The organism is Listeria kieliensis, assembly GCF_003369925.1.
Lineage (GTDB): Bacteria > Bacillota > Bacilli > Lactobacillales > Listeriaceae > Listeria > Listeria kieliensis_A.
The window spans coordinates 37,933-50,909 of sequence record NZ_LARY01000003.1; the positions used below are offsets into that span (position 1 = coordinate 37,933).

Genomic DNA, 12,977 nt, shown 5'->3' on the forward strand with positions numbered 1-12,977 from the left:
CACAAAATCTCCACTTCTAAATTAATAAAGGTAAGTTCTCAAAAAATGCAATTAAATAATTATCTATCAAAGCTTTTATGCCACATAATTTTCCTTTCACCACTTTCCCCCTCGACAAAGAGCTTTCTAAAATAATAATATTTTGTATCATTTTTTACTATAAACCTCCAGAAAGATCTATATATTTGGTAAAAAATTTCGATACAGCAATTACACGTTTCAAGTTGTTAGCAGATCCAAATAGAAATTAAACAAAGAGGAAGAATTTTTGACTTCCGCCGCAAATTCTTCCATTCTTTGTTCATTAAAATACCGTCTTCTTTATTCAACTATACTGACAGAGATGCGATTAATTTCTTGATAATGTGAATTAACCAGTACTATCTCCAAAGCATCCCCTACAGAAATCTCTAAAGATTTTAAGCCATTAAATACAAACTTGCCCTCAGCATTTTCTGCTTGAGATTTTACTTTCCCATTAACAAACAGACGAACTTTAAAGCCTAATGTCCCATATGTCCCACTCAAAGTATCTGCACCGAGTTTATAATTACTTCCATCCACTGAAAGTCCATTCAATTCATCTGGATTAACTACATTTATAATCAATCTTTTTACTTCCACATATTGTGAATTAACAGCCACAAGTTCTATTTTATCCTTCGGATTTGTGATAAAACTTGATACATTATTAAATTTAAATGTGTGTGTAGCTTCATCCATACTTGCTTGTGCTTTAACTTTTCCATTGACAAATAAGCGTACTTTTGAAATTCCTTTGCCGTATGTTCCACTAAGCACTTGGTCACCTGCATTATAAGCATTTGCAGTTAAAGTGTATAGTACACCACTCAATTGAACATCCTTGCGTCCAATCTCTTGGTAAATTGAGTTAACTGCTACAACTTCTACTTTTGCTTGATTAGATGTGATTAACTTGTCAACATTTTTGAATGTGTATGTGCCATTATCATTAATAGCTTGTGAAACGATTTTACCATCAACAACTAAGCGTATTTTTGAAATTCCTTTGCCATATGTTCCTGTTAATGTTGTACTACCCATTTCATATGGTTGTACAGTAAGTGTGTTTGCAGCAGAATTTTCCACTGTAACATTTGCACGATAAATTTCTGCATATTGTTTATTTACAGCCGTAACTTCCACTTTATCAGTTGGACTTGTAATCAAGTTTGCTGCATTGTTAAAAGTGAATGTATGAGTTTTATCATCCATTATTGCTTGGGCTTGAACTTTGCCATTAACAAAAAGACGAATTTTATAGGCACTATCCTCATATTTACCTGTTAGTTTGCTCGATCCATACCCATATGCATCTGGTATTAAAACTTTAGTTAAGTTCCCTTTAACATTAATTTGTATTCGGTTTACAATAGCATACTTACTATCAACACCTACTACTTCTACTTTATCAGTCGTAGAAACCACAAACTTATCTACATTCGTAAATGTATACTCTCCATTTTTGGTTGTTGCTTGGGAGACAACTGCACCATTAACAAAAAGTCGAACTTTTGAAATTCCCACTCCAAATGTACCACTGAATGAACTTGTGCCAATATTTAATGTGTCTGGGACAATTAAGTCAAACTTGGTGGAGCGAGTAACTGTTTTACTTACAGCAGTTGATGTGTTTTTAGCTGCATCTTCAAGAATGACAGTCACAACTGCATTTTCTGATTGCGGTTGAATAGAGATTTTGAACTGACCATCAGCTTCAACAATTGCATATCCAATTTCTTGCCCATTTACTTTAGCAATAGCTTTTGTTCCCGCTTCACCAGTGCCTGTAATTATTTTATCATCTGCTGAAATATTATTTACTACTGGTGCATCTGGTGCTGTTACGTCTTTCACTTTAATAGTTTTTGGTTTACTTATCTGATCCCCCTTTGTTAAAGTCATCGTCACGGTGTACTCAGAAGATAATTTGTCTACTAACAATATAGAAAATTTACCGGTCGAATCCACTGTTCCGACATATGGATCGGATACCTCTAAACCTTCTTTATTTTTCAGAACAATCTTAAAATTAGCGTTTGGTGTCGCACTTCCTTCAATTCTTGTAGATTGATCAGTTACTTCATTAATGATTGGTTGTGGCAAATTACCAGGTTTTACCACTATAACTGTTGCATCACCCTTTAATCCAGAAGGTTTAATTTGAGCTACGCCAATTTTTGCACCCTCTTCTTGTGTCGGAATAGTAACTTTGAAGGAACCATCAGCGGCAACTGAAACTGGATCTAAAACACCTGTTGGTAACGTCACTTGTACTTTATTTCCGACAGTACCTTGACCTTTAAGTTCGGTCGTATCAGTATAGACTTCTTCAATGATAGGTGCTACAGGCTTAATCACATCGCTAACTTTTGTTTCACTTGTAGGACTTACTTTACCATTACCAGAAGTCACAACTTGTACTATATCTCCATACTCAGGCTTAGTAATCTCTATTGAAAAATGCCCTTTGGTATCAGTACTTCCTAAATAGGCTTTTTCAGTACCATCCTTTTTTATCACTTTAACATTAACGTTAACTGCTAAATCTGCTTCACCGCTAACTGTCGTGCTATCATTTGTCACTTCATTAACTGCGGGTAGACTCAGCTCTCCCTGTCTTATTGGTAAAGAAGTTGTGGAATCACTGATATTTCCTGCAATATCTTGGTTTACAACTGTAACAATGCGCCCCATAATCTGGCGAGGTAGTTGAACAGAATAGTCCCCATTTGCATTTACTGCTCCTTTAACGAGCTCTCCATCTTCAGTCGTTAAAATAACTGTTGTATTAGGTTCAGCCTTACCAGTTGCAAGGTTTGCATCTGTATAAATAGGATTAATCGTCGGCGCCGCTGGAGGTGTTATATCTGTATTTTTAAATGCAAGGTTTGTTAGTGTCATATATGCTGAACCAGAAAAATTATTCCCTCTTAAAACTCCCACAGTCACGTCAATATCTCCTGTTTCGGTTGCAGTATAATTATAGTTAAGATTTCCGACATTCTTAGCCGCCACACGAGTTTCTTTGGTTCCAACTTTATAATAAAAATCTGCTCCAGCGTCAAATAGTCCTCCGATATCTCGAACAGTAGCATTTAAACGATAAGTTTCTCCTTTAAACACATGGATCTTTTGAGTAAGGGTTCCTTTCCCACCTGCAGTTGAAAAACGTAATCCACCTGATATTGATCCTACAGTTACATCATCTTTTTTGAAAATAAAATAACCTGCGTTATCTTTGCTCATTTGACCAGTGATCACTTTATCATTATAAGCAGGTACCCAATCATCAAATCCTAGTGTATTTGATGTAAATCCAGGATTTTTAAGTAAATTTTCTGGCGTTACCACCGTTGAGCGTGTTTCTATGTTTACTTTTGAATTGGTTCCGGCCGCAACCGCTGTAAATGATGCTGCAGCTGTAGAAATAAGTACATTAAATACTATGAGTGCTACGGCACCTTTCTTTAAGATTTTTTTCTTTTCCATTTTTTCCTCCCAATTTATAAAAATATTTTTATTTATTGAATTTTCTTCTTCCCTCCTCTTTCTTTTATTTACTGTCTAATATTAATCTTACACTTTTAAAAAAAAGTTTTTTAAACTTTTTTTGTTTAATTAACTACATTTTTGGAAGCTTCTTGATCATTTTTCACGCCTATGACAAAAACTTCTTATTGAAAATTAATATTACCTTTTATACACATTTAATTAAATTTATGCATTTTTATACACAAAAAAACCAGTCATCAAATTAAATAACTGGTCAATCATTTATGCGAGAAAGCTCCATTCAAACCTTGTTGATCAAATCGGATTTTCTTCAATAAATTGATAAATATTTTTCACGAGTTCATCTGGTGTTGCCCCGCGTACTACTTCCCCGTCGACAAGTGCAAATAAACTCATTGCGCACAGATCGCAATACGTCAAGCAATCATATTCCACCACATCTAGGTTTGGATCCTCATTTAGCCGGTCAAAGGCTTCCTGCGAACCGCTTGCCAGATTGTTAACACAGAATTCCACAATCGGATTCATTTCCTACTTCCCTTCTAATTCTCGGAAAGACAAACGTGCTCAGTTATTCTTACATCGTTGCTACGTAACCTCGATCAGTCATAACTTGATAGATATCTTTAAGCCGCGGATTGCCTTCCGCAATGATTTTGCCATCTACAGCAACAACGGGATACATATAATCCTCGTCGACAATTTTTCTTGCTAATTCACGAACCTCAGGATTCGTCTGCTCGGGATCGTAAATATCGACATACTCCACTTCAAATGGCTGATCCGCAAATTTGCGTCCAACTGCAGCCCGGAGCCATTCTTCAGTTTCTTTGGAAGACGGTGCACCGACACAACTTGCACAGATTACTGTGGAACCATAAACATACAATTTTACTTGTTTTTCCATCGCTTCCTCACCTCAAGCCCATTGTAACCAATATCTATTGAAAAATCGAGTTTATTGTTTGTGTAGTCACTCACAGGAAGTTTGTTCTTGCCACGCGGGTTCGTCTTTTTCACAATGGCTCGGAGCTGTGTTATAATGAGTTATATTCTATTTAAAGGAGCCCGTTTTGTATGGAAGAAATCAGTTTTGATTCAGTGGACAAAGCGCTGAAAAAGTTTCGGCCATATTTACTTCGCGACGGCGGCGACTATGAACTTATTGATGTGACGCCGGAGGGTATCGTAAAAATCCGCTTGCTCGGCGCTTGCGTTTCGTGTCCAAGCTCAGATATGACTTTAAAAATGGGAATTGAGCTGACACTCGCTGAAAAAATATTTGGCTTTAAAGAAGTTGTTCAGGTTTATTAATTGGCATAAGAAACGCGGCGAAGTTCGTCGCGTTGTTTTTAATTGAAAAATTGGCCTTAAAGGAGGTTTTTGGATGGTTGAAAAACAAAGTATTTTAGAGAAAAAAGCACGAAGTTGGTTAAAAGAACGTGGTGTTTCCATAGACGACATCGCAGAACTGGTTCTTTTCTTGCAAAAACAATATCACCCTGAATTAAAACTTGAAGTTTGCCGGGAAAATGTGGAACGTGTGCTTCGTAAACGTGAAGTGCAAAATGCGATTTTAACGGGGATTCAATTAGATGTTATGGCGGAGGAAGGAAAACTTGAACAACCGCTTCAAAATATTATTTCCAATGATGAAGGTTTATACGGCGTCGATGAAATTTTGGCTCTTTCAATCGTTAATGTATATGGTTCGATCGGCTTTACAAACTACGGCTACATCGACAAAATTAAACCGGGCATTTTAGCCAAGCTTAATGAACATGATGGCGTAAATGTGCATACTTTTCTGGATGATATTGTTGGTGCAATTGCAGCCGCTGCAGCTAGTCGGCTCGCGCATAGCTATCACGATGATATTGTGCAGTAAGAAGGGAGAAGCGGATTTGGATATGAAAATTGCGGTTTATTGTGGATCGGCTTTTGGCGCGAAAAAGATTTATCAGGAAAGTGCTGAAAAAATCGGGAACTGGATCGGTGAAAAGGAATATACTCTTGTTTACGGCGGTGGAAATGTTGGTTTGATGGGAGTTGTGGCGGATACGGTGCTTTCGCATGGCGCTCCTGCTTATGGAGTTATGCCCACCTTTCTCGAAGAACGCGAAATCGCCCATCGTGGGCTTACAAGGCTTATTCAAACCAAAGACATGTATGAACGCAAGAAAACGATGATGGAGCTTGCAGACGCTTATATTGCCTTACCGGGCGGCCCGGGGACGCTCGAGGAAATTAGTGAGGTCATTTCTCTTGGCAGGCTCGGCGTGCATAAAAACCCGTGTATTTTTTATAATGCAGATGGGTATTATGAGCCGCTAAAAGCCTTCTTTGACGAGATGGTAGCAGCGGAGTTTTTGACGGAAGCGGCCAGAAAGCAATTTTTATTTAGCGATTCGCTTCCTGAAATTGAAGACTTTATTGCCAATTTCAAACCCAACAAGCCAAAAACGTATCAAAAAAGAAAGACTAACTAAAAAAGAAGTGGAGGCCTAGCGCCTCCACTTCTTTTTTAATTACTTCATTTTCTTTACTTCCACTTGGCGGACGGAGTTTTTATTCATCGATTGGACTTTGAATACCCAGCCGTTTTCAGAAACGATATCTCCTGTATCAATGTTGAAGTTTTGCAAGAATAACCAGCCAGATAGCGTATGTACACCCGCGCTTTCTAGTTCGAATCCCAGCACTTCTTCCACACTCACAAGTGGCTCACTTCCCGAAATAACAAAGTGATTCTTCCCGATTTTGCGAATCCCTTTCGGCCCGGAAACTTCTTCCAAATCGCCAACAATAATTTCCATGATATCTTCAATCGTCGTGATGCCAGAAGTTCCGCCATATTCATCCGTCAAAATCACAAATGATTCCCCTTTTTCCTGCATCTTCACGATCAATTCTTCCAAAATGGTTCCCTCAAACACTTCCATTCCCGCACGAACAAAGGATTTAATGGACTGATTCAAAATCGTTTGGTCCTTTCCAAGTCCAGCCATCACACTGCTGACTTGCAAAATCCCGACAATTTTATCTTTATCATGATCTGTCGTGACTGGAAAAATGTGATACGTATGTTCAGAAGTTAGCTTCAACAAATCAAGTACCGTCGCCGTTTCGTCAATGGCAATGACTTCCATCCGCGGAATCATCACTTCTTGCGCCGGAACATCTCCTAACTTAAAAATATTTTTCATATATTTAAATTCTTGTGGATTCAAAAGCCCTTGCTTGTAACTGTCTTCAAAAATAATTTTTAATTCCGTTGGTGTCATCTGGTCTGCATCCACATTTTCTTTCGCACCAAACAGCCGCGTAATAAAATTAGCCGAATGGTTAAGTATCCAGTTAAGCGGAAATGTAAAATAATACCAATAAACCAGTGGTCGAGCAATAAGCAGCGCCACTTTTTCCGTGCTTTGAATCGTCAACGTTTTAGGCGCAAGCTCTCCTAAAACAACATTTAAGAAGGTAATCAAAATAAAGGAAACAAAAATCGAAACGGGACCTTCCACTGAAGCTGGAAGCGGAAGGAGAGTAAAGATCGGTTCTAACCAGCCACGCATCGTATCTTCGCCGACCCACCCCATCGCAAGAGCCGCAAGCGTATTACCAAGCTGACAAGCGGCCAGATAATCATTCATATTGCCAGTAATTTTTTGAACATAGCGTGCCCGCTTATTCCCCGATTCAACAAGACTTAGCACAGTGGGTTTTCGGATGGCAACAATCGCAAATTCAGAAGCCACGAAAAAAGCAGTTCCGATAATCAGCACGACAACGAAAAGATCATTTAATAGTTCCACGTTCTTCCCCTCTTTCCCGCAAATGAGAACAAAGAAAGCACTCTACAAGTGCTTCCTAAAATTCCCATTCAGTTAAATCATTCAACACATAAGTTGGTTGGACTGCCTTTTTTTCCAAAGCCTCACGAGTTGTAAAGCCCGTTAAAACATGCAACGTGTCCATCCCGGAATGAATTCCTGCAGCAATATCTGTTTCATAATTATCGCCAACCATGATCGCTTCCTCTTTCGTAACGCCTAGGCGAGCAAGCGCTTGGTCCATAATCACTCGTTCCGGCTTTCCGATCACAACAGGCTTTGTTTCACTCGCAACCGAAACAAGCGCCGTAATCGAGCCATTTCCAGGAAGTAAGCCTCGCTCCGTTGGAATGGCCGCATCTACGTTCGTTGAGATAAACGTTGCCCCGCGCCGAATTGCGAGCACCGCTTTCGCAGCCTTCTCATACGTCAGCTGCATATCCATTCCAACAACCACATATTGTGGATTTTCCTCGTTTATTTCAAACCCATTTTCTGCAAGAACTTGTTTCAGTCCTACTTCACCGATCGGGTACACCGTTTTCGGTTGATTTTGCTTAAGCATATAAGAAACCGTTGCTTCAGAAGACGTAAAAACGTCTTCCGGCCGAGCTAAAATTCCCATCTTATTTAACTTCTCCGCAACTTGTTCCGCTGTCTTTGTCGAATTATTCGTCACAAATAAATGCGGGATTTCAAGTTCATTCAACTTCTGGATAAACGGAATTGCTTCTGGAATCACGCGGTCCCCATGGTACATCGTCCCATCCAAATCAATAAAATACGCTTGATACTTTTTCAAAATTACTCGCCCTTCTCTTTCTTTCCAGTTTGTTTCACTTTCTTCAAAACAAAATACGAACAACCAAAGTTGCAGTATTCATATAAATATTCCTTCAAAGTGCTGATTTTATTGTCATAGGCTGCTTTTTTATTTTGATCGTCAAAAAAGCCTTTCAAGCGAAGCTGATCGTAGCCAAAATCGCCTACAATATAATCATAGCGCAGTAAAATGTCGCTAAACCGTTCATTCAATTTTTCTTCATCAAAACACTCGCGATAATCTTCAATCAACTCGTATTCCTGATCTTGAATCGTAATCATTCTTTTTCCTCCCCGTAAAGTTGTTTCAGCTTCCACGCAAAAATATCGCGTAACAGCTCCGGTGTATAAACTTCTTTTTCACTACTTTGTTTAATAATCGGGAAAAATGGCGCAAAGACAAACGTATCATGCGTCACAATCCGGTATTTCCGAAACGTTGAAATCGGTTCCCCGTCCCAAAGCGGAATCCCACGAATCGCATCAAATCCTGCTCGTTTCATTAATACAGAACCAAATACCTCGCCGCGGAAACCGAAGCCTCGTAGTGGCAGATCCTTCAGCTCATCTCGCTTTCGAAGAATCTCTTGGATTAAAACCTCGAGTTCACTTCCAGAAAGCGTTACGGCAATCAAATTGAGCGGATGCGGCAAGAGCTGGTGCACATCAAAGGCCGTCACATCACCTGGCCCAATATCCGTCATAAAAATGCCCGCATTCGTCAGGAAAGCATCCCCTTCCGCCCATTCTGTTGCGGCCGCGTACATGATCTCCGCGATGCTAGAATCGCCAAACCAATTCGTTTCAAGTTTTTCTGGCAGGTGCACAATCACTTCCGAAAGCTCTTCTTTTCCTTTTTGGAAAAAACCCTGAATTTGTTCAGCTTCATCTTTCGGCGGGACTAGCTTGGCCGTCTCATGAACCCTTGCCTCTTTCTTGCGTAACTCGCCTGCATCATTCCACGTAAGCGTCACTTCGCCAACGTATTCGCCCCATCTTCCAGCCGCCGCAAGTAGCGTTTCCCCAACTTGTTTCCCTGTTTCAAGCAAATGATGCGTGTGTCCGCCTAAAACGATGTCAATCTCAGGCAACTCTGTCGCGATTTGTTCATCAAACTGCAAACCTAAATGCGACAGCAATATGACCAAATCGGTATCCGAATTGAGCTCCGCCAGCTCGCGCTTCAGCGCCTGGATCGGTTCTTCAATTCCCCATCCGAGTGACTCGTAATATTCTCTAAAAGCTGCTGTCGCGCCAAGCACAGCGATTTTCAAGCCCGCTTCATATTTATAAACAACAGGCACTGCCCAGTCAGTCCGCTTCGTCCGTTCTGGATTTCCATAAATATTGGCACAGACTACCGGAAACTTAGCTTGATCATAAAGCGTTTCAAGCGCTTGATGCGGAAGCGTTGTGCCTTCATTATTTCCAATTGTTACAGCATCAAAGGGCAGCTCATTTAAAAGTTCGACATTTGCTTTCCCGGAAGTTCCTTCCGTAAGCGGATGAACTCGATCTAAAAAGTCCCCAATGTCAAAAAACAGAACATTTTCTCCCGTTTCCTTTGCTCGCTCCTTATTCGCTTTTAAAAAAGAAGATATTCTTGGCCAATTATCCAAATGGCTATGGATGTCATTCGTATGCCAAATTGTTAACTGTTTCATAAAAGCATCCCCTAAAAAGCATTTACTTTCTCTATTGTAGCTTAAAATTTCCATTTTGACACGCCACAAAGTCAAATTTCACTTTTCAAGTATCACTTTTTGGCGTATGATAAAAAGACAAATAAAGAGAAGGAAGTGAGTAATTTTTGGATATCACACAAACACTTGAAATCCTCCTGATTGCCATATTCGCTGGCATTATCGGCTCCATTCTTGGGCTAGGTGGAGGCATCATCATGACACCAGCACTCACACTTATTTTCGGCATTGACATCCAGTACGCGATCGGCGCAAGCATCATCTCCGTTATCGCGACGAGTAGCGGCTCAGCCATTGCCTACATACGAGACCGAATCACAAACCTCCGCGCTGGAATGTTTCTTGAAATCGCGACAACGCTCGGGGCAATCACCGGCGCTTTCATCGGCGGACTGCTCTCCGCGACAGCGCTCTACATAATTTTCGGACTCCTACTTCTTTATTCCGCTTTCAACATGATTAAAAAAGTCGGTTCGGAATTCCCACAAAATGTAAAACCCGATCCGATTGCAACCAAACTCAAACTGCATGACAGTTACTACGACAAAGCCTTACGCAAAGAAGTTCCCTACGAAGTCGCAAATGTGCCAGCAGGGTTCGGATTCATGTACGGGGCAGGAATCGCAAGCGGGCTGCTTGGAATTGGAAGCGGCGCGTTCAAAGTCATGGCACTGGACGTTTTCATGAAGCTACCGCTCAAAGTCTCAAGCGCAACGAGCAATCTGATGATGGGCGTTACAGCTGCGGCAAGCGCAACTGTTTATCTATTTAAAGGTGACATTGACCCCACGATCGCTGCTCCCGTCGCAATTGGCGTCTTAATTGGCGCAACACTTGGCACAAAAGTCATGCAGCGCTTAAAAAGCAAAGTCATCCGCCTCGTGTTTATCCCTGTCTTGCTTTATGTTGCCCTACAAATGATTCTTGAAGGATTGGGGTGGATTTAAATGAATAAAAAAAGCAAAGACGAAGAAATGTACCAAGTAGAAGCCGTTGTTGGCGGCTTACTCCGCATTGGCGTCATCGTGAGCGCCGCGATCATCATCTTAGGGCTCGTTCTTTACATCGCAACCGGATCAAGCGGCTATCCCGGCACAACTTATCCAACCACAATCGCAAGCATTTTTTCCGGACTTGCTGAACTGAAACCTTTTGCGATCATCATGTTCGGCTTATTTTGCCTCATTTTGACACCCGTTTTCCGCGTGGTCGTCTCACTTTTCACTTTTCTCAAAGAAAAGGATTACCTTTACGTCGGGATTACAGGAATAGTCCTAGTCATCCTCATCATCAGTTTTTTAATTGGAAAAGGGTGAATTTAGCATAGAAAAAGCCAGGTGAGACTACGTGCCACCTGGCTTTTCCCTGTCATTTAAAACTCCGAAAACAAATCCATTTGCATCGGAGCAAGACCATCAAACTTGATCTCCAGTTCCTTCTGAAGCGCCTTCGCATTATCAGCCGCATCCCCGCCGCTGTTGTTATTAAAAATCACCACAATTTCATTCGAATGCTCACTCAGACGCTTAATATAGCTAGCCCATTCCGAAATTTCCTCCGCATTATACCGGTATAGCGTGCGCACTTCCCGCCATTCAGGGCTATTCGCTTTCATCCAGCCATATTGATTGCGTCCATGAAGCCGCACAAGCGTCAAATCGGGATTCGTCGCCCGAAGCACAATCGGAACGCTCCGCGTTCCGATTTGCGGCTCATCGACCACCACGTGGATGAATCCCAGTTCCGCGAGTAACGCGAGTGTTTTTTCTTGATTCGCATCACTATACCAACTGCTATTCCGAAATTCGATCGCAATCGGCAAATCGCCCATTTGTTCTTTCACATGCCGCAAATAATTCACATTTTCTTTTGTGCAATTAAAAAATGGCGGAAACTGAAATAAAATCGCTTTGAGCTTCCCTGATTCGCTAATCGGTGCAATCGCATCCATATAGCAGCGATACATTTCCACTTCTGAATCGTAATAATCTTTCCATTCTTTATGCGTCGTCATCGCTTGAAAAGCTTTTACTACAAAGCGAAACACATCCGGCGTGCCACTCGCCCAATTGGCTGTCGTTTTCGGCGAAGGTATCGCATAAAAGCTCGTATCCACTTCAACAAGCGGAAAATGAGCCGCATAGTCAGCAAGTTTATGTTTAGAAGACAACTGCAACGTATCATGATCGCTCCAGCCCGTTAGTCCAATTGTAATCATCGTTTTCCCACCTTCCTTGCAAGCCTTTTCTTTATTATAGCGCATCTTAAAATGCGACTCAAAAAAAGAGAACGGAAAACTCCGTTCTCTTTTTTTAGAATAAGAAGAATCGTTTCTTTATTTCTGTTGGCTCATCAAAATCAATTTGCTCATTTTGCAGAACAAGCTTCGCATTATCTAAAAGCAAATCCGCTTGTTCTAGCCCGATGCTTTGTTTTAAGTTTTGTACGGCTTGATCTACTTCCATTGAGCGGCCTTCGTAAAAGTGCGCGTCGGTTGCCATAAAATGGACGAGGTTCGCTTCAAGCAATTGATCGCTGAACTTTTTGATTTTCTTACCTAGTACGCCTGCATAGCTTCCCCACGTTAATTGCGCAAGCGCACCGCCTTCTACGAGTTTATACAGCACTTCATAATTTTTACGAATTTCAACGTTTCGTTCCGGGTGCGCGATAATCGGAATATAGCCCTTCATTTGTAAATTAAAGAACAATTCCTGCGCGAAAAACGGAACCGATTCTGTTGGAAACTCAATTAAAACATACTTTGAATCAGCAAGTGTCAGCACAGAACCATTTGCCAAGTTTTCAAGCATTTCGCCATGAAGTCTAACTTCCTGACCAGGGTGAACAACGAGCGGGATATTTTCTTCGACGAGTTTATTGTTAAAATCTTCCACTCGTGCTCGAACCTCATCGCCCGGATTCGAAAAACGCCCTTTCAAGTGATGCGGCGTTGCGATCACATCTGTAAAACCTTGCTCAACAGCTTGCTTTGCCATCATTAAACTATCTACTAATTCTTTCGGACCATCATCAATCCCATTTAAAAGATGGCAGTGAATATCAATCATTTCGTCAAACC

14 protein-coding genes are annotated in these 12,977 nt (G+C 40.9%); 5 read left to right on the top strand and 9 right to left on the bottom strand.

Features of this window, described 5'->3' with window-relative positions:
• Positions 1–321 precede the first annotated feature (321 nt).
• The 3 genes from UR08_RS11595 to UR08_RS11605 all read right to left on the bottom strand — a co-directional run bounded on the left by UR08_RS11595 (position 322) and on the right by UR08_RS11605 (position 4,444).
• On the bottom strand, positions 322–3,513 hold the full coding sequence (locus UR08_RS11595) for an Ig-like domain-containing protein (protein WP_115753838.1): 3,192 nt from the start codon (positions 3,511–3,513) through the stop codon (positions 322–324).
• A gap of 318 nt (positions 3,514–3,831) precedes the next feature.
• Positions 3,832–4,065, bottom strand: coding sequence for a YuzB family protein (locus UR08_RS11600; RefSeq protein ID WP_115753839.1), 234 nt, complete (start codon positions 4,063–4,065; stop codon positions 3,832–3,834).
• Positions 4,066–4,114: 49 nt separating this feature from the next.
• Positions 4,115–4,444 carry a YuzD family protein gene (locus UR08_RS11605; RefSeq protein WP_115753840.1) on the bottom strand — a complete coding sequence of 110 codons (330 nt, stop codon included), beginning with the start codon at positions 4,442–4,444 and terminating at the stop codon, positions 4,115–4,117.
• 170 nt (positions 4,445–4,614) lie between these two features.
• On the opposite strand from UR08_RS11605, the gene UR08_RS11610 reads away from it, so the two are divergent.
• The 3 genes from UR08_RS11610 (at position 4,615) to UR08_RS11620 (ending at position 6,026) form a co-directional block, all read left to right on the top strand.
• Complete coding sequence (locus UR08_RS11610; RefSeq protein WP_115753841.1) at positions 4,615–4,851, top strand: NifU family protein; 237 nt, start codon at positions 4,615–4,617, stop codon at positions 4,849–4,851.
• Positions 4,852–4,924: 73 nt separating this feature from the next.
• Entirely contained in the window at positions 4,925–5,425 is a 501-nt protein-coding gene (locus tag UR08_RS11615; protein ID WP_115753842.1) for a phosphatidylglycerophosphatase A family protein, read from the top strand.
• 22 nt (positions 5,426–5,447) lie between these two features.
• Positions 5,448–6,026: an LOG family protein gene (locus tag UR08_RS11620; protein WP_115753986.1), complete on the top strand. Its 579-nt coding sequence runs from the start codon at positions 5,448–5,450 to the stop codon at positions 6,024–6,026.
• Positions 6,027–6,065: 39 nt separating this feature from the next.
• On the opposite strand, the gene UR08_RS11625 is transcribed toward UR08_RS11620, so the two are convergent.
• From UR08_RS11625 to UR08_RS11640, 4 genes are read right to left on the bottom strand one after another with little or no spacing between them, the layout of a single operon-like run.
• The gene (locus tag UR08_RS11625; protein WP_115753843.1) at positions 6,066–7,352 is read right to left on the bottom strand and encodes a hemolysin family protein; all 1,287 of its coding nucleotides are present in this window, start codon (positions 7,350–7,352) and stop codon (positions 6,066–6,068) included.
• Positions 7,353–7,407: 55 nt separating this feature from the next.
• Positions 7,408–8,172: a TIGR01457 family HAD-type hydrolase gene (locus UR08_RS11630; protein ID WP_115753844.1), complete on the bottom strand. Its 765-nt coding sequence runs from the start codon at positions 8,170–8,172 to the stop codon at positions 7,408–7,410.
• A 2-nt stretch (positions 8,173–8,174) separates the two neighbouring features.
• The gene (locus tag UR08_RS11635) at positions 8,175–8,474 is read right to left on the bottom strand and encodes a YutD family protein (RefSeq protein WP_115753845.1); all 300 of its coding nucleotides are present in this window, start codon (positions 8,472–8,474) and stop codon (positions 8,175–8,177) included.
• Entirely contained in the window at positions 8,471–9,856 is a 1,386-nt protein-coding gene (locus tag UR08_RS11640; RefSeq protein WP_115753846.1) for a bifunctional metallophosphatase/5'-nucleotidase, read from the bottom strand. The genes UR08_RS11635 and UR08_RS11640 overlap by 4 nt, the downstream gene beginning before the upstream one ends.
• A gap of 146 nt (positions 9,857–10,002) precedes the next feature.
• Between UR08_RS11640 and UR08_RS11645 the strand changes: the two genes are divergently transcribed.
• Together UR08_RS11645 and UR08_RS11650 are read left to right on the top strand one after the other, a co-directional pair.
• Positions 10,003–10,842, top strand: coding sequence for a sulfite exporter TauE/SafE family protein (locus UR08_RS11645; protein WP_115753847.1), 840 nt, complete (start codon positions 10,003–10,005; stop codon positions 10,840–10,842).
• Complete coding sequence (locus UR08_RS11650; protein ID WP_115753848.1) at positions 10,843–11,211, top strand: DUF1634 domain-containing protein; 369 nt, start codon at positions 10,843–10,845, stop codon at positions 11,209–11,211.
• A 56-nt stretch (positions 11,212–11,267) separates the two neighbouring features.
• Here the strand turns inward: UR08_RS11650 and UR08_RS11655 are convergent, their stop codons facing one another.
• Both UR08_RS11655 and UR08_RS11660 read right to left on the bottom strand, forming a co-directional pair.
• Positions 11,268–12,113 (bottom strand): DUF72 domain-containing protein, encoded by an 846-nt coding sequence (locus UR08_RS11655; RefSeq protein WP_115753987.1) that lies wholly within the window; start codon positions 12,111–12,113, stop codon positions 11,268–11,270.
• A gap of 94 nt (positions 12,114–12,207) precedes the next feature.
• Positions 12,208–12,966 carry a tyrosine-protein phosphatase gene (locus tag UR08_RS11660; protein ID WP_115753849.1) on the bottom strand — a complete coding sequence of 253 codons (759 nt, stop codon included), beginning with the start codon at positions 12,964–12,966 and terminating at the stop codon, positions 12,208–12,210.
• Positions 12,967–12,977 lie beyond the last annotated feature (11 nt).

Excerpts from the sequence above, each read along its gene's own strand:
- UR08_RS11595 (WP_115753838.1), bottom strand. The coding sequence starts at position 3,513 with ATGGAAAAGAAAAAAATCTTAAAGAAAGGTGCCGTAGCACTCATAGTA.
- UR08_RS11600 (WP_115753839.1), bottom strand. The coding sequence starts at position 4,065 with ATGAATCCGATTGTGGAATTCTGTGTTAACAATCTGGCAAGCGGTTCG.
- UR08_RS11605 (WP_115753840.1), bottom strand. The coding sequence starts at position 4,444 with ATGGAAAAACAAGTAAAATTGTATGTTTATGGTTCCACAGTAATCTGT.
- UR08_RS11610 (WP_115753841.1), top strand. The coding sequence starts at position 4,615 with ATGGAAGAAATCAGTTTTGATTCAGTGGACAAAGCGCTGAAAAAGTTT.
- UR08_RS11615 (WP_115753842.1), top strand. The coding sequence starts at position 4,925 with ATGGTTGAAAAACAAAGTATTTTAGAGAAAAAAGCACGAAGTTGGTTA.
- UR08_RS11620 (WP_115753986.1), top strand. The coding sequence starts at position 5,448 with ATGAAAATTGCGGTTTATTGTGGATCGGCTTTTGGCGCGAAAAAGATT.
- UR08_RS11635 (WP_115753845.1), bottom strand. The coding sequence starts at position 8,474 with ATGATTACGATTCAAGATCAGGAATACGAGTTGATTGAAGATTATCGC.
- UR08_RS11640 (WP_115753846.1), bottom strand. The coding sequence starts at position 9,856 with ATGAAACAGTTAACAATTTGGCATACGAATGACATCCATAGCCATTTG.
- UR08_RS11650 (WP_115753848.1), top strand. The coding sequence starts at position 10,843 with ATGAATAAAAAAAGCAAAGACGAAGAAATGTACCAAGTAGAAGCCGTT.
- UR08_RS11655 (WP_115753987.1), bottom strand. The coding sequence starts at position 12,113 with ATGATTACAATTGGACTAACGGGCTGGAGCGATCATGATACGTTGCAG.
- UR08_RS11660 (WP_115753849.1), bottom strand. The coding sequence starts at position 12,966 with ATGATTGATATTCACTGCCATCTTTTAAATGGGATTGATGATGGTCCG.